23 protein-coding genes and 1 tRNA gene are annotated in these 22,665 nt (G+C 48.4%); 16 read left to right on the top strand and 8 right to left on the bottom strand.

What is annotated here, in order from left to right:
* The coding region (locus tag RMO84_RS02370) for a DUF4142 domain-containing protein (RefSeq protein ID WP_310486853.1) at window positions 1-591 on the top strand (591 nt) is incomplete at its 5' end.
* Here RMO84_RS02370 and RMO84_RS02375 read toward each other — a convergent pair.
* Window positions 566-772, bottom strand: coding sequence for a hypothetical protein (locus RMO84_RS02375; protein ID WP_310486854.1), 207 nt, complete (start codon window positions 770-772; stop codon window positions 566-568). The genes RMO84_RS02370 and RMO84_RS02375 overlap by 26 nt on opposite strands.
* A gap of 93 nt (window positions 773-865) precedes the next feature.
* Here RMO84_RS02375 and RMO84_RS02380 point away from each other — a divergent pair, with 93 nt between their 5' ends.
* The 3 genes from RMO84_RS02380 (at window position 866) to RMO84_RS02390 (ending at window position 3,462) form a co-directional block, all read left to right on the top strand.
* A complete protein-coding gene (locus RMO84_RS02380) occupies window positions 866-1,729 on the top strand; it encodes a neutral zinc metallopeptidase (RefSeq protein WP_310486855.1) in 864 nt (287 codons plus the stop codon).
* Window positions 1,730-1,786: 57 nt separating this feature from the next.
* Window positions 1,787-2,698, top strand: a complete 912-nt coding sequence (locus tag RMO84_RS02385) for a TIGR01777 family oxidoreductase (RefSeq protein ID WP_310486856.1) — start codon at window positions 1,787-1,789, stop codon at window positions 2,696-2,698.
* A 347-nt stretch (window positions 2,699-3,045) separates the two neighbouring features.
* Window positions 3,046-3,462 (top strand): secondary thiamine-phosphate synthase enzyme YjbQ, encoded by a 417-nt coding sequence (locus RMO84_RS02390; protein ID WP_310486857.1) that lies wholly within the window; start codon window positions 3,046-3,048, stop codon window positions 3,460-3,462.
* A gap of 100 nt (window positions 3,463-3,562) precedes the next feature.
* Here RMO84_RS02390 and RMO84_RS02395 read toward each other — a convergent pair whose 3' ends face one another.
* On the bottom strand, window positions 3,563-4,453 hold the full coding sequence (locus RMO84_RS02395; RefSeq protein WP_310486858.1) for an NAD(P)-dependent oxidoreductase: 891 nt from the start codon (window positions 4,451-4,453) through the stop codon (window positions 3,563-3,565).
* Window positions 4,454-4,675: 222 nt separating this feature from the next.
* On the opposite strand from RMO84_RS02395, the gene RMO84_RS02400 reads away from it, so the two are divergent.
* The 4 genes from RMO84_RS02400 (at window position 4,676) to RMO84_RS02415 (ending at window position 10,010) form a co-directional block, all read left to right on the top strand.
* Complete coding sequence (locus RMO84_RS02400; RefSeq protein ID WP_310486859.1) at window positions 4,676-6,394, top strand: AarF/ABC1/UbiB kinase family protein; 1,719 nt, start codon at window positions 4,676-4,678, stop codon at window positions 6,392-6,394.
* A 192-nt stretch (window positions 6,395-6,586) separates the two neighbouring features.
* The gene (locus RMO84_RS02405) at window positions 6,587-8,020 is read left to right on the top strand and encodes an FAD-binding domain-containing protein (RefSeq protein ID WP_310486860.1); all 1,434 of its coding nucleotides are present in this window, start codon (window positions 6,587-6,589) and stop codon (window positions 8,018-8,020) included.
* A gap of 280 nt (window positions 8,021-8,300) precedes the next feature.
* Window positions 8,301-8,810 carry a hypothetical protein gene (locus tag RMO84_RS02410; protein ID WP_310486861.1) on the top strand — a complete coding sequence of 170 codons (510 nt, stop codon included), beginning with the start codon at window positions 8,301-8,303 and terminating at the stop codon, window positions 8,808-8,810.
* 105 nt (window positions 8,811-8,915) lie between these two features.
* Complete coding sequence (locus RMO84_RS02415; RefSeq protein WP_310486862.1) at window positions 8,916-10,010, top strand: peptidylprolyl isomerase; 1,095 nt, start codon at window positions 8,916-8,918, stop codon at window positions 10,008-10,010.
* A gap of 100 nt (window positions 10,011-10,110) precedes the next feature.
* Here the strand turns inward: RMO84_RS02415 and RMO84_RS02420 are convergent, their stop codons facing one another.
* Together RMO84_RS02420 and RMO84_RS02425 are read right to left on the bottom strand one after the other, a co-directional pair.
* Window positions 10,111-12,021 (bottom strand): protein phosphatase 2C domain-containing protein, encoded by a 1,911-nt coding sequence (locus tag RMO84_RS02420; RefSeq protein WP_310486863.1) that lies wholly within the window; start codon window positions 12,019-12,021, stop codon window positions 10,111-10,113.
* Window positions 12,018-12,152, bottom strand: a complete 135-nt coding sequence (locus RMO84_RS02425) for a hypothetical protein (RefSeq protein ID WP_310486864.1) — start codon at window positions 12,150-12,152, stop codon at window positions 12,018-12,020. Before RMO84_RS02425 ends, RMO84_RS02420 begins: the two co-directional genes overlap by 4 nt.
* A gap of 231 nt (window positions 12,153-12,383) precedes the next feature.
* Between RMO84_RS02425 and RMO84_RS02430 the strand changes: the two genes are divergently transcribed.
* Both RMO84_RS02430 and RMO84_RS02435 read left to right on the top strand, forming a co-directional pair.
* Window positions 12,384-13,280, top strand: coding sequence for an LD-carboxypeptidase (locus tag RMO84_RS02430; RefSeq protein WP_310486865.1), 897 nt, complete (start codon window positions 12,384-12,386; stop codon window positions 13,278-13,280).
* 77 nt (window positions 13,281-13,357) lie between these two features.
* Window positions 13,358-13,666: a DUF3067 family protein gene (locus RMO84_RS02435; protein WP_310486866.1), complete on the top strand. Its 309-nt coding sequence runs from the start codon at window positions 13,358-13,360 to the stop codon at window positions 13,664-13,666.
* Between the two features lie 72 nt (window positions 13,667-13,738).
* Here the strand turns inward: RMO84_RS02435 and RMO84_RS02440 are convergent, their stop codons facing one another.
* Together RMO84_RS02440 and RMO84_RS02445 are read right to left on the bottom strand one after the other, a co-directional pair.
* Window positions 13,739-14,272, bottom strand: a complete 534-nt coding sequence (locus tag RMO84_RS02440; protein WP_310486867.1) for a Uma2 family endonuclease — start codon at window positions 14,270-14,272, stop codon at window positions 13,739-13,741.
* A 313-nt stretch (window positions 14,273-14,585) separates the two neighbouring features.
* On the bottom strand, window positions 14,586-15,587 hold the full coding sequence (locus tag RMO84_RS02445) for a phosphoribulokinase (protein ID WP_310486868.1): 1,002 nt from the start codon (window positions 15,585-15,587) through the stop codon (window positions 14,586-14,588).
* Between the two features lie 643 nt (window positions 15,588-16,230).
* On the opposite strand from RMO84_RS02445, the gene petH reads away from it, so the two are divergent.
* The 3 genes from petH (at window position 16,231) to RMO84_RS02460 (ending at window position 19,588) form a co-directional block, all read left to right on the top strand.
* Window positions 16,231-17,472: a ferredoxin--NADP reductase gene (petH, locus tag RMO84_RS02450; protein WP_310486869.1), complete on the top strand. Its 1,242-nt coding sequence runs from the start codon at window positions 16,231-16,233 to the stop codon at window positions 17,470-17,472.
* A 415-nt stretch (window positions 17,473-17,887) separates the two neighbouring features.
* Window positions 17,888-18,211 carry a thioredoxin gene (gene trxA / locus RMO84_RS02455; protein WP_295616965.1) on the top strand — a complete coding sequence of 108 codons (324 nt, stop codon included), beginning with the start codon at window positions 17,888-17,890 and terminating at the stop codon, window positions 18,209-18,211.
* A gap of 327 nt (window positions 18,212-18,538) precedes the next feature.
* Complete coding sequence (locus RMO84_RS02460) at window positions 18,539-19,588, top strand: LOG family protein (RefSeq protein WP_310486870.1); 1,050 nt, start codon at window positions 18,539-18,541, stop codon at window positions 19,586-19,588.
* A 125-nt stretch (window positions 19,589-19,713) separates the two neighbouring features.
* Here the strand turns inward: RMO84_RS02460 and RMO84_RS02465 are convergent.
* A tRNA-Arg gene (locus tag RMO84_RS02465) sits at window positions 19,714-19,786 on the bottom strand.
* 37 nt (window positions 19,787-19,823) lie between these two features.
* On the opposite strand from RMO84_RS02465, the gene moaC reads away from it, so the two are divergent.
* From moaC to RMO84_RS02480, 3 genes are all read left to right on the top strand, one after another.
* Entirely contained in the window at window positions 19,824-20,336 is a 513-nt protein-coding gene (gene moaC / locus RMO84_RS02470; RefSeq protein ID WP_310486871.1) for a cyclic pyranopterin monophosphate synthase MoaC, read from the top strand.
* Window positions 20,337-20,669: 333 nt separating this feature from the next.
* Window positions 20,670-21,074, top strand: coding sequence for an NIL domain-containing protein (locus RMO84_RS02475; RefSeq protein WP_310486872.1), 405 nt, complete (start codon window positions 20,670-20,672; stop codon window positions 21,072-21,074).
* A 77-nt stretch (window positions 21,075-21,151) separates the two neighbouring features.
* A complete protein-coding gene (locus tag RMO84_RS02480; RefSeq protein ID WP_310486874.1) occupies window positions 21,152-21,778 on the top strand; it encodes a chorismate lyase in 627 nt (208 codons plus the stop codon).
* Between the two features lie 8 nt (window positions 21,779-21,786).
* On the opposite strand, the gene RMO84_RS02485 is transcribed toward RMO84_RS02480, so the two are convergent.
* Window positions 21,787-22,458, bottom strand: a complete 672-nt coding sequence (locus RMO84_RS02485; protein WP_310486873.1) for a RibD family protein — start codon at window positions 22,456-22,458, stop codon at window positions 21,787-21,789.
* Window positions 22,459-22,665 lie beyond the last annotated feature (207 nt).

The following is a 22,665-nucleotide window of genomic DNA, read 5'->3' on the forward strand; positions in this document are numbered from 1 at the left end:
AACCCAACAACTAGCCCGACGCAAACAACGACACCGCGCCAAAATACGAACATACGCGGCAAAACCAGCCCTCGGTCAAAACCGGGACGCAACACGCCAGCAGGAACCACTAGTCCGACGCCAACTAGCCCGAAGTCGCAACCGGAAAAAAGTGGGTCATTGAGCACAGTCGATCTACAGTTTGCGATGAAAGCAGCTCAGAGTGACATGACCGAAATTCAAACCAGTCAACTGGCACTCAACCGCTCGAAGAACCCACAGATTTTAAAATACGCGCAAGAAATGATTCAGGCGCACACAGATTCGACCGCTAAACTCAAACCGATCGCCACACGGCTAAATTTGGCAATGCCGAAAACGCTAGGTGCTGAGAACCAATCACTTGTCAACCAATTGAATAGTTTGTCTGGGACGCAATTCGACCTGGCGTATACCAGCGGCCAAGCCAGAGCGCACGCTCGCACCCAAGCTGTATTTCAAACCGAGCTGCAGCAAGGAAAAAATCCCCAACTCAAAGCCTTTGCCAACGAGATTCTCCCCGTCGTCTCGATGCATCTGCAAATGGCTAAAAGTCTGACCGCAATGCGCTAAACGACTCACATGCCTGGATCGGGCTTTCAATCGGGCTGGTAATGCCGCGACGGCGATCGTCGTTGGTGTGCTGGCTCAAATTACTGGCTTGAAGTGGATCTTTTAGCTGTTCATCATGCTGTGTTTGGCGACGATCGTGTTGGTGTTCCAGATTCGCGATCGAGTCCAAGTCGCTAGACATAATTAAAGTAACAATGACGAAATCGCCCTCACCCCGCCCTCGCCTCCGGCTCTGGCTCCCCTCTGTCTTGTTTCGCTGTCTTGACCCAAAGCCATGGGTCGGGGAACCCGACCGGAGCGAGTCGCTAAACCGTCGGGGAACAAAGGCGTGCGCGAGCCGCTCCCAAGCTTGGGAGCGGCGCATCGAACGGGAGGTTCCCTCCCGTTTGTGTGCGTCAAGACAGAGGGGCTGGGGGTGAGGGCAAAGGGCTGGCATTTTACATTTAATTTCGCCCAGCTACTTACAGCAACTCCTAACTCCCAACTCCCCGCTCCCCGCCCCAACTCCAAACTCCCCACTCCCAACTCCTATACCCGTATGAACCTGGGGAAATTCCTCTCTCGCGCCAGCATTGCCTTAGTCACCGCTCTGGCTGCCAATGTGCCACTCCACGCCAGCGAACTAGGGCCAGAAATAGTTTTAAAAGAGGTCTATAAAGGATTGCGGCAAGTAGATACAACGCGAGCAAATCCCAAAGTCCGCTGGAATGTACCCAATGGCGTGTCTAGCCCTTGCGGACGCGTCTCTGGCAGCTTGTATTGTACCCGTAACAATACGGTGTACATTACGACCCAACATATTCGGATGGCTTACCAATATGGGGATTCAGCTCTAGCTTATATTCTCGCCCATGAGTATGCCCATGCCGCTCAGACGATCGGCGGATTTAGACCGGATACGATTACGGCCATCGAGCTGCAAGCTGATTGTCTGGCTGGTTATTATATGGGTGCCATGCCCAATGTCACCTTCGATAACAATGATATCGAGGAAATCGCAGCGATCGCCTATCGGGTCGGCGACTATGAATTTAACAACCGTCAGCATCACGGTACGCCCGAAGAACGTGCTAGAGCTGTACTCACGGGCTTTCAAGCGTCACAATCCAATGGCATTATTGCTTGTCGAGTGCAGTAGAAAATCTTAGCTATAAGTGCGAGAATCAAAAGGAGTAAGTATTAATGTAAGTACGGTATGAAGATTGCGATCGCGGGAGCTACTGGATTTGTGGGCAGTCGGTTAGTCGAACAACTCCAAGCGCAAGGACACGAAGTAGTTATTTTCACTCGGAGTCCCCAACAAGCCAGCAACCGCTTTGGGCGAGCGCAAGTAGTCGGCTACGAGCCGCTCAAATCCGGCGAGTGGCAGAATGCGATCTCTGGCTGCGATGCCGTAGTGAATTTAGCGGGCGAACCGATCGCTGAAAAACGCTGGACGCCAGCCCACAAGCGGACGATCCTCGACAGTCGGCAACTCGGTACTCAAAAAATTGTCGAAGCCATTGCCGCTGCTAGTGTCAAACCTGCTGTCCTCATTAATGCCTCGGCGATCGGCTACTATGGCACCAGCGAAACTAGCAAGTTTGACGAACAAAGTCCCGCTGGCAAAGATTTTTTGGCGGAAGTTTGTACGGCTTGGGAGACAGCCGCGCAAGCCGTTACCGCTACTGGCACCCGTTTAGTCATCCTCCGCTTGGGCATCGTCCTTGGCGAAAATGGTGGCGTACTGGGCAAGATGTTAGCACCGTTTAGTGCTTTTGTCGGTGGGCCGATCGGCAGCGGCAAGCAGTGGTTTTCCTGGGTACACCGCGATGATGTCGTCAAGTTGATAATTCAAGCCATTACCGATGCGCAAATGCAGGGCGTCTATAATGTTACTGCCCCCAATCCCGTCACGATGACCGACTTCTCCCAGATTTTAGGCACTGTAATGAATCGTCCCTCTTGGCTGCCAGTGCCTAATTTTGCGCTTGAAGCTCTACTCGGAGAGGGCGCGATCGTCGTATTAGAAGGACAGCAGGTAGTCCCAACCCAGACTTTATCCCAAGGCTATGAATTTCAGTATGCCAAGCTCGAACCAGCCTTGAAGTCGATTTTAGGGAGTTAGAGTTATTTAAGCTGGTCTTTGTAAGAGGATGTTTGGAAAGTATAAGATAACACTTGCAAACCCTAGAGAATCCCCCCTAACCCCCCTTAAAAAGGGGGGAACCGGATTAAAGTCCCCCTTTTTAAGGGGGATTTAGGGGGATTTACCCACTCGAAACGTAGCAATTGGACTTTCCAAACATCCTCTAAGCAGGGCTGATTTATCCACCAGCGAAAATCCCAAATAAATCTGTAGGTTGGGTAGATCGTTGCGTGTGTTGGGTTTCGCTATGCTCAACCCAACCTACATATTTATTTTCCTTCATTTAACTCCGCCTACTTGCATACTATCGTCGATCGATTCAAATCATGACTCATTATCAAAAAGTGCTGACGGTGCCCAGCACCCCGAAATCTTTTGTGAATGTCACCTCCCAAATCGAGAGCATCGTCGCTGCCTCAAGCATTACGACTGGGCTGTGTACGCTATTTTTACGTCACACTTCGGCGAGTTTAGTCATTCAAGAAAATGCCGATCCTGATGTGCTCATCGATCTGGCAAACTTCTTGGCAAAGTTAGTGCCCGAATCAGGCAAATATATCCATTCCGCCGAAGGTGCCGATGATATGCCAGCACACATTCGCACCGCACTGACGCATACTTCCGAACAAATTCCGATTATGCGAGGGAAGTTGGTACTTGGTACTTGGCAAGGAATTTATCTGTGGGAGCACCGGCAACATCGCTACAATCGCGAGTTAGTCGTTCATATTAGCGGCGATTAATTGAGAATTAACCCAAGTTGCTACCGATAACCTCAGCGGTTAGAAACCGCTGCTTGTGTTGCAGGCATTCTATGGGTAGCAACTTGGGTTAATTAGATCTTCAGGATATGGATCGTGTTTGAGCTGCGAGGATCGAGACTAACTCTTCCCGTAATGAGGGCAGAACGTAACCTAATTCGATCGCTTTAGTATTATCGAGCGACACATCCGCCGCACGCGGAGCCGCCATCGCTAAATCTTTTTGCGAGATCGGCGATAGTAACGATCGATCTAACCCAAACACCTCTGCCATCAGCAGCCCAAACTCATAGCGCGAAATCCGTTCGCTACCGCCGAGATGGAGAATTCCTGGCGGTGCGACTAATGCCAGGAGCAAACCTTTGGCAGCAGTTGTCCCGCTCACCGGCGTCCGAAATTCATCGACAAATAACTGTAATTTTTGACCTTCAGTTAATGCCGCAATCCAGGGTTGGATAAAGCTAGTCGCTGTCGGTGGGACATTGCCAAACATCAAGGGCATTCGGCAAATCACCGCTCGATCGCATGTCGCTAAAATCGCGCGTTCGGCAGCTACTTTTTGCTCGCCGTAGATATTAATCGGTGCGACTGGATCTGCCTCTAGGTAAGGTGCCTGGGTGCCATCGAAGACTAAATCGGTAGATGTAAACACCAGCGGAATTTGGGCAGCGGCACAGATCTCGGCCAGTGTTTGCGATGCTGTTAGATTAATTTGGCGAGACAACTGTGGTTGCTGCTGACAGAAGTTCGGATTCGATGCCGCCGCCGTATGAACGATCGCATCTGGAGCTAAACGATCGATCGTCGCTGCAAGTAGCTCGCGATCTGTCAGATCGACTTGATGTAGCCGGACGTCAGGAATCTCGATCGCGTGTTGGTGGTACAGTCCGTGAGTTTCCCATTGCGATCGTGATACCTGACAGAGATTCCAGCCCAAAAAGCCACTAGCACCAGTAATGAGTAATTTTTGCACGGTCGGGGAGCGATCTTCGAATTGGGGATCGATGGCTAACTGTTCGGTTATTGCTCCAGCCGGACTGGATCGAGATCTTTGTATACTAATATTAAGGAGAATTTATCTTCCCAGACCAAAAAGTTAAGATATTAGGGAATAGTGTAACGAAAGTTAACTTTATCGGTCAATAATAATCTTAATACAGACTATTTAAGCATTTTTAAGAGGCAGCTTCAAAACGTGAGTCAGCAACAACTTGCCCAACTGCGGCGTTACGATCCCCGAGTCATTGCTAGTTATTATAATCGACGTCCGTGGTTGGTGGTATGGCGGGCACTAACTGTAGTTTGGTTGTTTGCGGGTTTCCTGATTGGTGTGTTACTCGATCGATCGGTAGGTAACACCGAAGCTAACAAATATCAACGCGCCGAGCAATTGCGTGAGATTCTAACACAATTAGGGCCGACATACATTAAAGTCGGGCAATCACTCTCCACGCGACCGGATTTGGTCAGACAAGATTATTTAGATGAGTTGATTAAACTGCAAGATCAACTCCCCGCTTTCGATAATGAGTTGGCAATGCAAATTATCGAAACTCAGCTCAAGCGATCGGTCGAAGAATTATATAAGGAAATTTCACCGCGTCCGGTAGCAGCGGCAAGTCTAGGTCAAGTCTACAAAGCTAAATTGTATAGTGGTGAAGAAGTTGCCGTCAAAGTGCAACGGCCTAATCTATTGCCAATTATCACCTGTGACTTATATTTATTAAGATGGGCAGCGACTTGGATCAAACCATTCTTACCTTTAAACTTGGGTGACAATCTAACCATCGTCGTTGATGAGTTTGGCACGAAGTTATTTGAAGAAATCGACTATCAAAACGAAGGGCGGAACGCTGAAAAGTTTGCCGCGAATTTTCATGACGATCCGACTGTAAAGGTGCCATTAATTTACTGGCGATATACCAGTCAAACCGTCCTGACATTAGAGTGGATCGATGGGATCAAGCTCACGGATCTAGAAGGCATCAGAAAAGCTGGACTCGATCGAGATCTGCTGATTAAGGCTGGTGTAACTTCTGGAATGAGACAGCTATTAGAATTTGGATTTTTTCACGCAGATCCCCATCCTGGCAACTTATTTGCGATGGCTGACGGACGCATGGCGTTTATTGATTTTGGGATGATGGATCAACTCACCCAACATACTAAAGAAACGATTGCCGGATCGGTCGTTCATTTAATCAATAAGGATTACATATCTCTAACAGATGATTTCGTTAACCTGGGATTTTTAACTCCCGACATCGATATTTCCCCCATTATTCCAGCTCTCGAAAAAGTACTGGGCAACGCTATGGGCGAAAGCGTTAGCAACTTTAACTTCAAAACTGTCACCGATGAATTTTCGGGACTGATGTTTGAATACCCTTTCCGGATTCCCGCTCAATTTTCACTGATCATTCGATCGCTCGTTACTCAAGAAGGGGTAGCACTGAGCCTCAATCCAGATTTCAAGATTGTGGAAATTGGCTATCCTTATGTCGCGCAACGATTGCTTAATAGTGAGACGCCTGAAATGCGGCGGCGGTTAATTGAAGTAATCATCAAAGATGGTAAGTTACAGTGGCAACGGTTGGAAAATATGATCGGCATCGCCCGTAGCGATCGCAATTTCGATCTGTTACCCACCGCTCAATTAGGACTTCAGTTTCTGTTATCTGAGGAAGGTCGATCGCTACGCAATCAAATTATCATGGCACTAACCGAAGATAATCGTTTGCATCTATCTGAAGTACAGCAATTGTGGAACTTAGTTAAAGGCGAACTCGAACCAGCAAAATTATTGAATGTCGCTTTCGGTGCTTTAGCCCAAAGTGTACCCAAAACATTTGGCAACATTTCGACGGCTGGTGTTAATTCCCTCATTGGTTCGCTAGCGAATTCGATGAAATAGCAGCAGCTTGCCTTCGATCGATAACAACTGTTTTAATTGATAAGGGTGGTGCGTAATGCCCGCCCTTTGTTTTTTGAATCGATAGGGATTGCTATAGTTACGCCATGAGTAAATCGATCGATTACCGCGAGCGTAAATTGAAAACTTCTATTGCGATCGCCCCAAAACCTCGTCCCTACATCGCTAATTTACATGTCAAATCTAGTGCTATTTTGGCATCGCAACGATCTTCGCAACTCCGATAGTATTGGTTTGGCTCAAGCTAGTGCGACTGATGCCAGAGTTATCGGCGTCTTTTGTTTCGATCGAGCAATTCTCTCTAGTGATGGTGTTGCTCCTGCCAGAGTTGCTTACCTCGTCGGCTGCCTTCAGTCTTTAGCTGAAGATTATCGCCAAGCGGGGAGTCAACTCTTATTTATCGAAGGCAATCCCGTCGAAAAAATTCCTCAACTTGCCAGTGCGCTCCATGCCACAGCCGTATACTGGCATCTCGATGTCGAACCTTACTCGCAAGCTCGCGACGAGTGGACAGCTACAGCTTTAAAACAACACCAGATCGCAGTCCATACTTATTGGGATCGGCTCCTGCACGATCCTACCGAGATTAGAACTGGCGAGCGACAACCGTACACAGTCTATACCCCTTTCTGGCGCAACTGGAGCAGTCGATCGAAACCAGCACCCGTAACAGTTAATCTGCCCAAAAGCGAATTAACGGCTGCCGAACTTCAAGCTCTGGCGCAAGTCCCGACGATCGATCTCCCGACTGCCAAAGAATTAGGGTTTAGTTGGGACAATCCCCTCAAATTAGAGCCAGGTACCCGTGCTGCCGAAAGCGAGCTAGCCACATTTTGCCAGCGATCGATCGGTGAATACGACGAACAGCGGAATTATCCTGCAATTGCGGGCACTTCGGGATTGAGCGCGGCGATGAAATTTGGATCGATCGGCATTCGCACTGTGTGGGCGGCAACTACAGCGGCGATGGCTGAGGCAAGGAGCGATGAAGCCCGTGCGGGCATTACCACCTGGCAACAAGAACTCGCATGGCGCGAATTTTATCAGCAAGCCATGTATCATTTCCCCAGCCTCGCTCAGGGGGCTTACCGCGAACCCTTCAAGCACTTCCCCTGGAAAAACGACGCAGCTCAGTTTCAAGCGTGGTGTGAGGGCAAAACGGGCTATCCGATCGTCGATGCCGCGATGCGCCAACTCAACCAACTCGGCTGGATGCATAATCGCTGCCGGATGATCGTTGCGAGTTTCCTCACCAAGGATTTGATTATTAACTGGCAATGGGGTGAGAAATACTTCATGCAACACCTGATCGACGGCGACTTATCTGCCAATAATGGCGGCTGGCAATGGAGCGCGTCCAGCGGCATGGATCCCAAACCGTTACGGATTTTCAACCCCTATACCCAAGCCAAAAAATTCGACCCGGAGGCCGAATATATCCGCAAGTGGGTACCGGAATTAAAATCGGTAGCTACCAAGCTGATTCTCAGTGGTGATATTTTGCCCCTCACCCGCCATCAAATCGGCTATCCCCTCCCGATCGTGGATCACAACGTCCAACAACGGTTATTTAAGGATTTGTACGCGAGTGTCAAAGGTGCAGTCTAGCTAGTTCTTAGTGGCAATATTCCACTATTGACTCGACACCGCATCGGCTATCGACTCTCGATCGTGGATCGTAACGTCCAATGAACGGTTATTTAAGGATTTAGACGCGAGTGTTAGAGGTGCCACGTAGTAGCTTAGGCAGCGTCGATCGTCATGTAAGGTAACGGCTGTTTAAAGATTTGTGTGCCAGCGGGGAAAATTCAGTACTTGCACTGTATTACTAATAATTACTCTGCCGATCTCCACACATTGAGGCAAACTTTAATCGCCGATAACACCTATGCAAGAACAGCCAGAACCATTATTTTTTCCGGTATCACCACTCAAATTAGTAGTAATGTCCACAGTGACTTTTGGATTCTATGAAGCATTTTGGTTCTACAAGAATTGGCAGTTAGTCAAGTTGCGAACCCAGCGACCGATGCAGCCTTTTTGGAGAGCTGTCTTCCCTGTCTTGTTTTGCTATTCTTTGTTCAAAGAAATTCATCACACAGCTAGTCAGAAAAGTATTACAGCTACCTATAATCCACTGCTACTGGCAGTTGCCTGGATTGCATTGAGAATCAGCGTTCGGTTGCCAGATCCATATTGGTTAGTCGTCTGTTTATCGCCATTAGTACTGCTGCTGGTTCAACAGACAGTCAATCGCCTAAATACGAGCGTTGCACCAGCTCATAACCCAAATAGTCACTTTTCAGCTTGGAATATAGTGGGGGTTGTTGTCGGCGGAATCCTCTTTATCCTGGCGATAATTGGCACGTTCATCCCAGAGGTACCCACTGATGGGTAAATTGCCGATCGCAAATACCAGACTCGATCTTCAGCTAAAATCCCAGATCTGACGATGACAGGGATGTGGCAAGATAAAGGAAGGATTATATTAATATTTTTACAAATGCAAACGACCGAAGGTTCTATACTCCGTCGCTGGCGGCACTTACTCCAGACTGGAGTAGTCGCGGTGCTACTGCTGACCCTTTCAGCGGGACTCAGTGCCGCAACACTACTACCATCGGGTAATGCTATTACCGACGGACAGGCAATTTTGCGCTACGCACTGCCGATCGACAACAAACCAGTGCGGGATCTCCAAAACAGTTTGGAAGATATTTCCAATCATTTGCGTGGCAAGCAGTGGAGTACGATTAATAGCGATGTCAAGAAAGCGGCGGTAGTAGTCAAAAACAAGCAAGCCGATATCCTCAAAAGCATTCCCGAAGCCAAACAAGCGCAAGCCCAAACCCTGCTGACTGAGATTCAAGCCGATGTCGAGGCATTGGCACTAGCAACCGAAGCCAAGGATAAGCCCCAAGTCCAAGCCGAACGCGCCAAGGCATTAGCTAAAATTGGGACGCTTGAAGCGGCGATGGTAACTGGTTTTCCTTATACAGTGCCAGCAGAATACAGCAATTTACCACAACTTCAAGGTCGTGCGACGATCGCCCTGAAAACTACCAAAGGCGACATCAACCTAACTGTCGATGGCTATAATGCGCCCGTAACGGCAGGTAACTTTGTCGATCTCGTCAATCGCGGATTTTATAACGATCTTGCTTTCACCCGCGCCGAAAACGACTATGTGCTCCAAATTGGCGATCCGCCAGGTGATGAAGTCGGCTTCATCGATCCCAAAACCAAAAAATATCGCGCCGTACCGCTAGAAGTAATGGTCAAAGGCGATAAAGAGCCAATGTACGGCATTACGATGGAAGATGCCGGACGCTTCCGCGAAGAACCCGTGTTGCCATTCTCTTCTTATGGTGCGCTAGCAATGGCGCGCCCCGAAACCGACCCTAATGGTGGTTCTTCCCAATTTTTCTTCTTTCTATTCGAGCCAGAATTGACACCCGCCGGACGTAACCTTCTCGACGGACGTTACACCGTCTTTGGTTATGTTACTTCAGGACAGGAAGTCCTCGGACAACTCAAAGCCAACGATAAAATTATCTCGGCAAAAGTTGTCGAAGGTGGAGATTTGTTGAAAGTCTAAGCCGTACCGCACAGACTCGATCGAGTCGGTTATTTAATCTAACGGAGGGGTTCAGTCGAACCCCTCCGTTATTAATTTATTGACTTAGGCATCAAAGCATCTACTGTGGTGGCGATGGTGGCGTCTCATCAGGAGCCTCTACGGGTGGATTGGATGGCGCGATCGTCGGTGTAGAATTAGAACCACCTTTAGATACTAACCAGCCACCGCCAGCGATCGCGACAAGTAACACCAAACCGATCGCACCCAACAGAATTGGTTTTTTAGGTGCAGAAGCTGTCGCATCTTTGTCAGCACGACTCTGCTGAAGATTGCTGTCTTCGCGGCTGGTTTCGGGACTACTTAGCAACAGGGTATCGGATTGGACAAAACTGTTCGGATCGGTCGGGAAATCCTGGAGCGCGGTGCTTTGTCCAGCTTCCACTGGTTGCTTGACTTGACAATGGACGAGGGCAACGGTGGCATTATCGTGCCCGTTGTGGGTATTGGCCATATTGATCGTCCGCTGACAGGCAGTTGCCAGATCGACTTTGCCTTCCAGTACTGGCAGAATTTCGGTTTGCCAGTATTGATCGACCCGATCGCGATCGCTCACACCGTCAGAACATAATAAGAAAATACATTCTTCATCGACGATCGTCCGGCGAATATTTGGATGGAGTGACGTCGAAGAGTTCATCCCCAATGCTTGAAATAACGAACCCGAGCTAGCGATCCCCAATGCTTCGCGGTAGACGATGCCGCTCAGACGCACTTCTCTGGTAGCTAGATCGTCGTCTAGTGTCATCTGATGGCAGCCAGTGCGCGTAATCCGATAGAGGCGACTATCGCCGATATGGGCAAAGTAAGCCTCGTGACCGTAGATCAGGCTCATCACCATCGTCGTCCCCATCCGCTCGCGTTCCTGACGATTTTCGCTGTCATTGCGGAGACTAATCTGGTCGTTGGCGACACAAGTAGAAGTTTCGATTTGGATTGCAATGCTATCGGGATAGCGATTTTCGGGTTTGTCGAGGACGCTTTCGATCCGGCGATGGATTGTATCGATCGCCAGACTAGAGGCAACTTCGCCGCCTTGGTGTCCGCCAACGCCATCACAGACGATCGCCAGACTCAGATCGTAGCCAGTATTTTGAAAGAGGCTGCCGCCGGATGGGTAGCAAGCATCTTCATTCTGTTCCCGCGTCGGGCCAGTATGGGTTTGGGTAATGTAGTTACAGTTGAGAAATTGTTTTTGGCCAACAGTCCGCAACGCTTCATCCAGGATGGCGATCGCTTGGGTGGCAGTAGTAATGTCTTCTTTGATCAGGCGATCGCACAATTTTTCCAAGGTTTGGGCAATTCCCATCCGCGCCTGTTTTTGCCAGAGCTTCCAGATTTTACCCAACTCGGCTAATTTCGGTGGCGTATCGCCATTGGGCATGAATTCGATGACGCGTAATAAGCCCCCTTCAACTCGCAACAACTCTGGGTGCAAGAGCGTGCGATTCACGCCTTCCACCTGCATCGCATCCCACAAATTGGCGATTTGCCACAGCCAATTGAGTTGGCGCATCGAACCGACAGTTTTCCAGCTTTCACCGATCTCTGGCATGACTCGCCCTGCAAATGCTGCGCCCAAACCTTCGCTATAAATTGGGGCATTTTCTAACAACCACAGTGTCGTAGTGCGACGTCCCGATCGATTGAGCGGAATCGATCCATATACCTCTGGAACGTGAGGCCGGTGCCCGATCAGCCGCAAATAAGGCGTAATATATTCGGGAACTTTATCGATTTCTGGTTGCCAGCCTGGTTTGGTATCGAGCAACACCCGATTATTCACGACGAGATAGCGATTGTTCGCCAACATCTGACCGATCTTCAGGCTCAGTGCATCTTCCCCTACCGCCCATAAATAAACTTTGGGGATAGCCGTCCGACAATGAGCGCAAAAATTGTGACTCACGGGGTTCGGAGCCTGACATTCAGGATTTTGGCAGACGATTTTGGCCGCTAGTTGGTTGGTCATGGGGTTGGGGTTGCTCCAGTCAGCCGATAGTTGGCGCGATCGTGACAAGTCAGGCTTACTGCTTGAGGTGGTAATTTAATGAAACAATCGGTTAATCTCGATCGCTTGACACTGCTAGATGGCGGTGTCATAGTGGCGATGTTTGAGATCGGGATGACAAGATGAAATGTCTTCAATCCAAATTTTAACCTGCGATCGCTTACTAATACCTGGACATTGGTAAAAATCAATTCGCATATCTTATAAATACCCAAGATTGCACCTTTTCAAACATCTTTATCCTTAAAAAGTGGAGATTTGCCAAAGGTCATCGCCTGTCACTATCTGCACATTAGTCAACATCCGTATAGCGCGTAAAACCCATGCTCGAACCTTGTCACACACCTTTGCCGCTCAAAAGTGGAGATTTGCTGAGGGTTATCGCTCCGAGTGGGCGGTTGCGCGATCGCGCGGCATTCGATCGCGGTATCGAAATTTGGCGCGAGCGGGGTTATCGGGTGGAAGTAGCGACAGAAGTCACTCAAGCTTGGGGCTACCTAGCCGGTACAGACGCGACGCGGCGCAGTCAATTGGCACAGGCATGGGCAGATCCAGACTGTCGGGCAATTTTGTGCGCGCGGGGCGGTTATGGCGGAATGCGATTATTGGAAGATTGGCAGTGGCAGAAAATCGATCGACCCAAATGGCTGCTTGGTTTTTCCGATATTACGGCTCTATTGTGGAGTCTTACTCACCAAGGTATTGCGGGCATCCACGGGCCATTAGTAACCACTCTAGCAGACGAACCGGAGTGGTCGCGAGATCGTCTCTTCGGGCTACTCACCGGACAACCCTTGCCCCCATTACAGGGCGATAGCTGGGTGGGCAATGTCGCGACTGGGCGACTATTTCCTTGCAATCTGACTGTCGCTACTCATCTCCTGGGCACCCCATATCAACCACATCTCGCTGGCGCAATTTTAGCGATCGAAGATGTCACCGAAGCCCCCTATCGGATCGATCGCTTACTCACTCATTGGCGACTCACTGGCGTACTCTCACAGCTCGCCGGAATTGCGATCGGTAGATTCAGCCAATGCGACCCCCCAGAAGCAGGTTCTAGCTTTACAGTAGAAGAAGTGCTACGCGATCGACTCACCGATCTCCAAATCCCAGTTGTCGCCAATCTCCCCTTCGGACACGACGGCGGCAATGCAGCTCTGCCCGTAGGCGTTGCGGCTATTTTAGACGGCAACACCGGCGAATTGAAAATATTATAAGTTTGGTAATCGATCGTAACTATTCATAAGATCGACAAAGCATAACCATCCACTATCCACTATTCACTATCCCCTAAATGACCGGACAAGAACTCAGAGAAATCATCATCGCCAAATGGGGCTATTCATATGATGTCCAGATGAAGAAAACTCCCACCAAAATCTATTTACAAGTGATGTGGAAATATCAAGAGCAAGCTTCTTTCCCATTATCAGAAGTAGACTATCTCGCACATCTAGATACAGTTGGTTCGTATTTAGCCGCGATGGGTAGTGTCGAACAAATTCAAAAGTTTATCGAAAAAACCACCGAAAGACCGCGATTGGGAAAGGCTGTCAGTATTTTACTAGATCTAGGCGATCGCGCTTCAGAATGGCTGTTGTGAACGTGGGATCGATTTTGAAGATAGTACTCCGATCTGTTAATCACCTAAACAATAGTCGCAGAAAATTAGAGCTTAAAATAATCGATCGACTACTACTGATAAGCCTGGAAATAACTCGTCAGTAATGACAGTATCATTCATATAAGTTATCGGCGCGCGATCGGGATAAAACACCGTCACGCTCTTAGCTTCAGGATCTACTACCCACACTTGCAAGACACCCCCAGTTAAATAATCACCAGCTTTTTGAGTCATTTGCCCGAAAGTTTGCCCTGATGAAATAATCTCAATTGCCAGTTCGGGTGGGACGGGGCACGCCGTATTTTCATTCCAACTTTCTGCCAATCGAGCGAAAGAAACATAGAGCAAATCCGGTACGGGTGTGAAGCGATCGCTTAATTCAAACGCCCACTCCATCTCAGCACGACCCCGATCTATAGCCCACGGTTCTAGAATATTCAGGAGGCGACGGGCAGATCGAGCGTGGAAATATTTAGGGGACATTTTAGGTACTGCGATGCCGTCAATTAATTCGTAAGTGAGATCGCTAGCATCGGCTAACGACCAAAATTCTGCCTTAGTGAGTTTTTTGGTGGTGGCGAGCATGTTTAATAATTAATAATTGATAATTGATAATTGATAATTGATAATTACCTCTCCCTAAAGGACGGAGAATTAAATCAATGAATAATCTGCTTGGGTTTCCCTGCGCGATGGATCGTCAGCCATGCACTGAATGGGGAGGTTTTATACATTTTTTGGCAATAGCAAACTAATAGATTCTATTTTAACAAGATCTAAATCTCAGAGCATAGATTAATATTCTGGAGATCGATCGAAACTGCCATAATCAAAAAAGATAGGGCAGTTTTATACTACCCTATCTTTTTTATCTAACTAACTCGATCGATTGAATCAATTAAACTTTGGCTGCTATTTTGGTTTCTTTAGCAGTTAACCGCTCGTAAGTCGCTCTCATTTTCAGACCGACCATCACTTGGAATAAACCAGTACCATTATTGGAACCGGGATACTCGCGGTGTTGGAGCAGGAGGCTGGTCATTTCGCCTTTGTGCTTGGTAGAAATATTGCTCAGGTGGCTTTCGATATAGCTAACTTGTTCGAGATTGCCCAACTGACCGTCGAGTTCGAGTACCGAGACGGGGTGTCCGTAGTAGAGATCGGGGCCGTAGAACATCTTGATGCCTGGGTAGTCACAAGTAAGTTTACGTCCGCAAGGCCGCCAATCGATTGTCGAACCTTCATCAAACAGGTAGACGGGTTCAAATTCAGGGATGCCTTCGCGTTGCATCAAGCGGACGCGCAAGAGCTTGCTTTCTTTGTCGTCGATGAGCTTGGTGGGCAACACTTGAATCACGACATCAGCATGGCCGCGTTGTGGCTCGATGTATGCCTCAAAATCGGGACGACGGGATTCGATCGCAGCTAGAACATCATCATAGCTGTGACCGCGTTCGGCCATGTCTCTTTGAATTTTCCAAGCAATCTTGACATCATCAGTGATATCGAGATAAACGCTAAAATCGATCAAACTGCGCACTCTCTCATCGTAGAGCGGATGTAAGCCCTCGATCACGACCACATGATTGGGTTCGATTTTCTCGGCTGGGTCGATCAAACCTGTCTCATGGTTGTAAATCGGTTTGTCAATGGTCTGACCGCTCTTGAGAGCTTTAATTTGCTCGTACATCAAGTCAAAATTATTCGCACGCGGATCGAGTGCCGTCACTTTTTGCTCTTTCCGCTGGTAGCGATCGAGACTGTGGTAGTCATCCAAACAGATTACCGTAACAAAACCTTCCCCAAACAAGTCGATAATCCGTTGTAAAAACGTTGACTTACCGCAGCCGGAATCTCCAGCAACGCCAATTATCACCACACGATCCACCTTACTGCTCATAGCTATCCTCGTTATATCTAATTTTTTTGTTAAGTATCTAGTCTTAATTGCTTTGAAATAAAATTTTACCTCAATCCGTCATTCTGATTGAACTAGATATGAACCAAATTTCGGGCGCGCAGCAATGCCAGCCAAAAAAATGATCTCGATCGATACTGGTGCAATTATTATCGCTCTAATCGGGCGATGAGCGCGATCGGCAAGGTATAAAATTGTGTGCCCGATTACACTTTATAACGATAGCTACCGTATCGGGTAATTATTACCAGCTCAGTCAAATCGTGTACGTTGGTGATGTAAAACTGTACCCAGACAACATTATAGCTCGATCGGGTACAGATCGAGATCGGTGGGGATCGATCTCCCAGCTGCACTAGAAGCGAGATCGCCAGTGCAGCTGAGTGGTACCCTCAAGAATTAAAAATCTTGACGATCGAGCCATGCACTCTTGTGTAATGGGACGGAGCTACGGTATTCTGGCTGGAATATGTCTAGATCGTGCAAGCTATCTGCATCCTGGTTGTAAGACGAGGAGATATTCCCGCCACTGTTCTCATCAAAGAAGGTCGCAACGGGTGATATCTGAAGTAAGTAAAGTTATAATGACACCTATTATTTGGGGTTTCGGAGATATAAAATAGCAATGTACAATCTAAGTCTGGTCGGTAATGCTGGTAACTCAGTAGCTAATAGTCGCTTGTTTGTTTATGAAGTCATTGGGCTGCGTGACAGTCAATCTTCAGATAGCACTAATAGCAAAGTTCGCCGTAGTGGTAGCTTGTTTATTACAGTCCCTTATCAGCGGATGAATCAGGAAATGCGCCGCATTGCTAATATGGGCGGCAAAATTCTGAGTATTCGTCCTTTTTGCGCAACTACATCAGAGTCCCAAACTTCAGTAGAGTCCCAAACTTCAGTCGAAAGTAGCCACCCAGCACCAACAGAAGCAGCAGCTCAACCCGCTACGGCAGCCGCAGCAGCTCCTAAAAAGCATGCTGACGTGCCGGTAAATATTTACCGTCCAAACGCTCCATTTGTTGGAAAATGTGTTTCCAACGATGGATTGCTAGGTGAAGGTGGTATTGGGATGGTGCAACACGTCAAATTTGATATCTCGGCTGGCGACTTGCGATACTTTGAAGGCCAAAGTATCGGCATTATCCCACCAGGTAAAGATAATAAAGGCAAACCAAATAAAATTCGCCTGTACTCGATCGCGAGCACTCGTCACGGCGATGATGTCGATGAAAAAACTGTCTCCCTGTGCGTTCGCAAACTAGAGTATAAAGACGAGAAAACTGGCAAGGAAGTAGAAGGCGTATGTTCGACCTTCCTGTGCAATCTCAAGCCTGGTGATGACGTCCAAATCACTGGCCCCACTGGTAAAGAGATGCTCTTGCCTGAAGATCCCGAAGCCAACGTCATTATGATGGCTACCGGCACGGGTATCGCCCCATTCCGCGCCTACTTATGGCGGATGTTCAAAGACAACGAACGTCATGCCAATCCCGACTACCAATTCCGTGGTCTAGCTTGGCTGGTATTTGGCGTTGCCACTACCCCCAACGTGCTGTACAAAGGCGAACTTGAAGAAATTCAGCACAAATATCCTGACAACTTCAAGCTCTCTTATGCAATCAGTCGCGAACAGAAGAACGCCGAGGGTGGCAAAATGTACATCCAAGATCGGATCGCTGAGAACGCTGACGAACTCTGGTCGTTGATTCAGCAAGAAAAAACCCACGTCTATATCTGCGGACTCAAAGGTATGGAAACTGGTATCGACGCTGCTCTGACCACTGCGGCGATCAAGTCCGATGTCAAATGGGCGGAGTACCGTTCGCAAATGAAACGTGCTGGTCGTTGGCACGTTGAAACCTACTAATTAGGTAATTAGGGGTTAGAGGTTAGGAGTTAGGGTTTGGGGGTTAGCGATTCGCGCACGCCGTTGTTTCCCGACGGTTTGCGGATGCGCTAAACCTGGAGGTTTCCTCCAGGTTTAGCGCACCAAACAGCGGCGCATCGAACGGGAGGTTCCCTCCCGTTTGTGTGCGACAAGACAGCGACCCAAATCACGCGGAGGTTCCCGACCCATGGCTTTGGGTCAAGCAGCGAATCAAGATAGAGAACAGCAAATCGGGAGTAATTGGCGAAGGTAAATTTAGCGTCTCTGAGCTACTTTTACCTTCGTTAATTACGAATTATTTCCCTAACCCCTACCCGCTACCCTCTACACCCTAATTCCTATGGTAAAATTGCAGACAAACCGAGCAAACTTTAAGGTAAGAAGGATTGGAGCCATGTCGTCAGCAGTAGAAGTTACAGACGGTTCTTTTAAAGAGGATGTTCTGGATAGTGAAATTCCAGTATTAGTAGATTTTTGGGCACCCTGGTGCGGCCCTTGCAGGATGGTTGGGCCGGTAGTTGATGAAATTGCCGCTCAATATGAAGGCAAAATTAAAGTCTACAAGCTCAATACTGACAACAATCCCAATGTGGCTAGCCAGTACGGGATTCGGAGCATTCCGACACTAATGATTTTTAAGGGCGGTCAAAAAGTCGATACTGTAGTTGGCGCGGTACCGAAAGCAACTCTTTCTAATACAGTGGAGAAGTATCTTTAGATGACGATCGAGCCGGTGAATTGCAGAGCGATCGGATTTCATTGCGATCTACATCAATCTTAGTAGACTTTCTAGTTACTTAACTGACATGGCTCAAGATCGAACGATCGATCTAGATTTTTTATGTCTGGCGTAATTAGCTAAAGTCGGCAAATTCACTCGATTTAGTCCAAATTTCAAGAATAGTCTGCTCGGTCGATATTCTTGTACGCTTGAAAAGCGTCTTTAGCTAAATCTAGCTAAAGACGCTTTTCAATTGGCATGGGAAATAAGTAAAGTAAAGATCGAAGACAAACGAGCGCGAACCGTATCATCTCGAACTAACCTATGGATGAGCTAGCTAACCTCAAAAATGACCTCTTCAAGGCGATCGATCGCTTACCAGAGATAAAGAATGGTGAGTTGATTCAGCGTACCTTAGAAACGATTTTGCGGCTATCTGAGTCCGACATTGACAGATTGGACTGGAAGATTCTCAATGCGTCTGTCCGCGACATGGAGCGGGCTTTTGAGGTATTTTCTCCCTATCGGCATACTCGCAAAGTCGCGATCTTTGGTTCTGCTCGCACGCCAGAGACGGCTCCAGAATATCTGATGGCCGAGGAGTTTGCGCGGGCGATTACCCAGCAGGGCTTTATGGCAATTACTGGCGGCGGTGGGGGAATTATGGCCGCTGCGAATGCTGGTGCGGGCATGGAGCAGTCGTTTGGTTTGAATATTCAACTCCCCTACGAACAAGGCGCGAATAAATATATCTCTGGCGATCCTAAATCGATCGAGTTTAAGTACTTTTTTACCCGTAAGTTATTTTTCTTGCGTGAAAGTGACGCGGTAGCATTGTTTCCCGGTGGTTTCGGCACTCAGGATGAGGCGATGGAGACGCTGACACTATGTCAGACCGGACGTTATGGCCCTGTGCCACTAGTCCTGATCGATCGACCTGGTGGCAGTTATTGGCGAGACTGGGATAGTTATCTGCGTAAGCATCTGGCGGCTACGGGCTTAATTGGACGGGACGATCTAAGCTTATATACAATTACCGATAATCTGCAGACAGCAGTCGAGACGATTCGGGACTTTTACCAGGTCTATCACTCCAGTCGCTATGTCGGCGATCTGTTCGTCATCAGATTGAATGTGGCAATATGCGATCGAGATCTCGATGCGCTCAATCGCGAGTTTGGGGACTTGGTTGTTAGTGGCAAAATCATTCAAACTCAGGCTCTGGCTGAGGAATTGGATACTGTTACCACTAACTTACCTCGGTTGGTATTCAAATTCGATCGGCGAGATTTTGGTCGGTTGTATCAAATGCTCGCTAAGCTCAATCAGATGGGCGAGGAGACTTGTCTCGATACTCACCCCGAAACCAAGTAAACAAACAACAACCCTGACGATCCGATCGTCAGGGTTGTTGAGGCTAGCGAAGTTTTTAATTTTCCTAACCTCCGAAAAACTAAAAAGGTTCGAGCAAATACTCAAACCTTTTTAGTTTAGATTAGTGGGCAAGGAGGGATTCGAACCCCCGACCTTCCGGTTCGTAGCCGGACGCTCTATCCACTAAACTACTCGCCCTAGTCAGCAACCTAATATAACATACTTTAACTCGATCGTGCAAAAAAAAGATCCCGACCAGATTAAATCGCCATCAACCGACCGACTCACGCATTTAGACGATCGCGGCGCAGCCAAGATGGTCGATGTCGCCGATAAGGCTGTCACCAAACGTACCGCAGTTGCCGCCGGTCGCGTGCGGATGTCAGCGAGTACTCTAGCAGCTATTCTGGCCGGTGATGCACCAAAAGGTGATGTTTTAGGTACCGCGCGGATTGCTGGTATCATGGCGGCCAAGCAAACGGCCAATCTGATTCCCCTCTGCCATCCCCTCCCCTTGAGCCAGGTAAGTGTTGAATTGACACCAGATCGCGATTTGCCAGGAATCGAGATCCAAGCGACAGTAACGATCGAAGCTAAGACTGGCGTCGAGATGGAGGCTCTGACGGCGGTATCGATCGCGGCTTTGACGCTTTACGACATGGCGAAAGCGTTGGAAAAGTCGATGCAGATCGAAAATATCCGGTTAGTTAGTAAAACTGGCGGGAAATCAGATTTTCAAAGAGGGTAGAGAGTTAGCAAATCATGATTATGATGATGAGCGTTCGGCTAAAATTGCTGTATAAATTGCGCTAAAAACCGAGGTAGGGGTGATTCATGAAGCGTCTCTTTCCGGTCGGGTTCCCCGACCATGGAAAAGAGACAAGACAGCGGCTTGCGCACGCCTTTGTTTCCCGACGGTTTAGCGATTTGCGCTCCTCGGGTTTCCCGAGGGTTTAGCAAATCAAGACAGCAAGACAAGACATTACCCCTACCTCGGTTTTTAGCGATTTCAAGAATATCTTTGCTACGATTACGGCTTAAAATAGAGGCTCGATCTCATTCATCTTTACCCTTTCCGATTGTGAAAAAACGGGTTACTCTAACCTTCCCCAAACGGGCGATTCAAATGCCGGTAGCCTATCGGCTGGCTAAAGATTTTAATATCGCCGCTAATATTATCCGCGCCCAGGTCGCCCCCAATCAAATTGGAAAATTAGTCGTCGAGCTTGCTGGAGATATCGACGAACTCGATGCGTCGATCGAGTGGATGCGATCGCAAGGCATTCAAATTTCGACCGCCAATAAGGAAATCTATGTCGATGAAGATGTTTGTGTCGATTGTGGCTTGTGTACGGGCGTATGTCCCACGGAAGCCCTCAATTTAGTACCCGATACCTTCAAGCTCAACTTTACCCGATCGCGTTGTATCGTCTGCGAACAATGCATCCCGACTTGTCCGGTGGGGGCGATTTCTACCAACTTATAGGCGATTTTCCGCACTCGCAATCGATTCGGCAATCGGTCTATGATAGTAACAAATACTATAAAGATTTATTAACTGATATGGCGATCGCGATCGACGACGGAACTACAACTCCCATCATTAGCGGTTGGCAAGCTCTCGATCCGATCTGGCAAGGCGGAGCCGAAGTTATTCAAACTGGATTACCGCACCAGCAACTCCCCCCTGCATGGCAGATCTTACTACTCGGCGACGGTTCGCCAACACGGCATTTGCAACTACTCACTGGCGAACCGACGGAAGTCGATGTGCTCGATATGTCCCCGATTGGGATGGATGCCGATGGTGCGCCGAGTTCGTTACAGGTCGTACCGGGGCCGAGAGTAAGGCGGCAGGTGTGGCTGCGGACGGCTTCGGGACAAAGATTGGCTTATGCGACATCCTGGTGGGAGGCGCGCCATGTCGATGAGTATCTAGAAAATAAATCGCTGCCGATTTGGGCGAGTTTGGCGAAATTACGCACCGAGTTATATCGGGACGTTCGCGGTATCTATTACGGCAACTCCCCAGTCTTGGCGGAAGCGTTTGGCGAGAGTGGGCCATTTTGGGGACGACACTATTTATTCTGGCACCACGGTCGGCCATTGACGCTGATTTACGAGGTGTTCTCGCCTTATCTTCAACAATATTTAGGGACGCTCGATCGAGAGCGAAAATTAGTCAAATAGTCGATCGATTATTTCTGAACCTGATAATGTAAGAATAACTCTTGCTCGACTCGATCGACACTAAGAAGTGTCAATTTGGGGGCGGTATCGGGACTAAATCCCGCTCCCGATACCGGCGAAGGTGCGGCACTCCCACCATAGATCGTGGGGCACACAGTCAGCCACAATTCATCGATAAAATTAGCGGCAAATAAGCTCGCGGCCAGTTCGGAACCACCTAAAAAACAGAGCTGTTCGATCCCTAATTCTACTAACTTAGTTTTAACCACTGCCCAGTCAATATCCCGACCATCGGCAGTTTCACAGACGATAACTTTACTAAAACTGTCGCGGTTTTGCCAATCTTTTGCTCCCGATTGGGTGGTTAATAACCACCGATCGATCGATTGACTAAAAAACGGCAAGCTAGCATCGATCTTACCACTGCGAGAAGATACAAGCTGCGGTGGTTGAGCGGGTTGACCCCGATCGATTCGCGCTTGAATTAACTCTGGTTGTTCGACTAAAACCGCACTCCCGCCGTCGGCTAGAGTACCACTGCCGACTAAAATCAGATCGGCAAGAGCCATCTGTTCTTCTAGGTGTGCCGAATCCCGCTCCGAGCTGAATGTTGGTGGCGATTTGGACACATCCGCAATCTTGCCATCTGCGGTCATCGCCAGCACGAGAGTTGTGTTCACGATCGTGCTAAGTTGAGAGCTTGCCGAAATGCTCTAGCTGCTTCTAGTCTAGAAGTCTGAGCCATTAAAACGCAACGGGTCAATAGATCGATCGGTGGTTAATAACCACCGATCGATCGATTGACTAAAAAACGGCAAGCTAGCATCGATCTTACCACTGCGAGAAGATACAAGCGCGAATCGATCGGGGTCAACCCGCTCAACCAC

The sequence above is a fragment of the Chamaesiphon sp. VAR_69_metabat_338 genome (genome assembly GCF_031423935.1).
Taxonomy (GTDB): Bacteria; Cyanobacteriota; Cyanobacteriia; order Cyanobacteriales; family Chamaesiphonaceae; genus Chamaesiphon.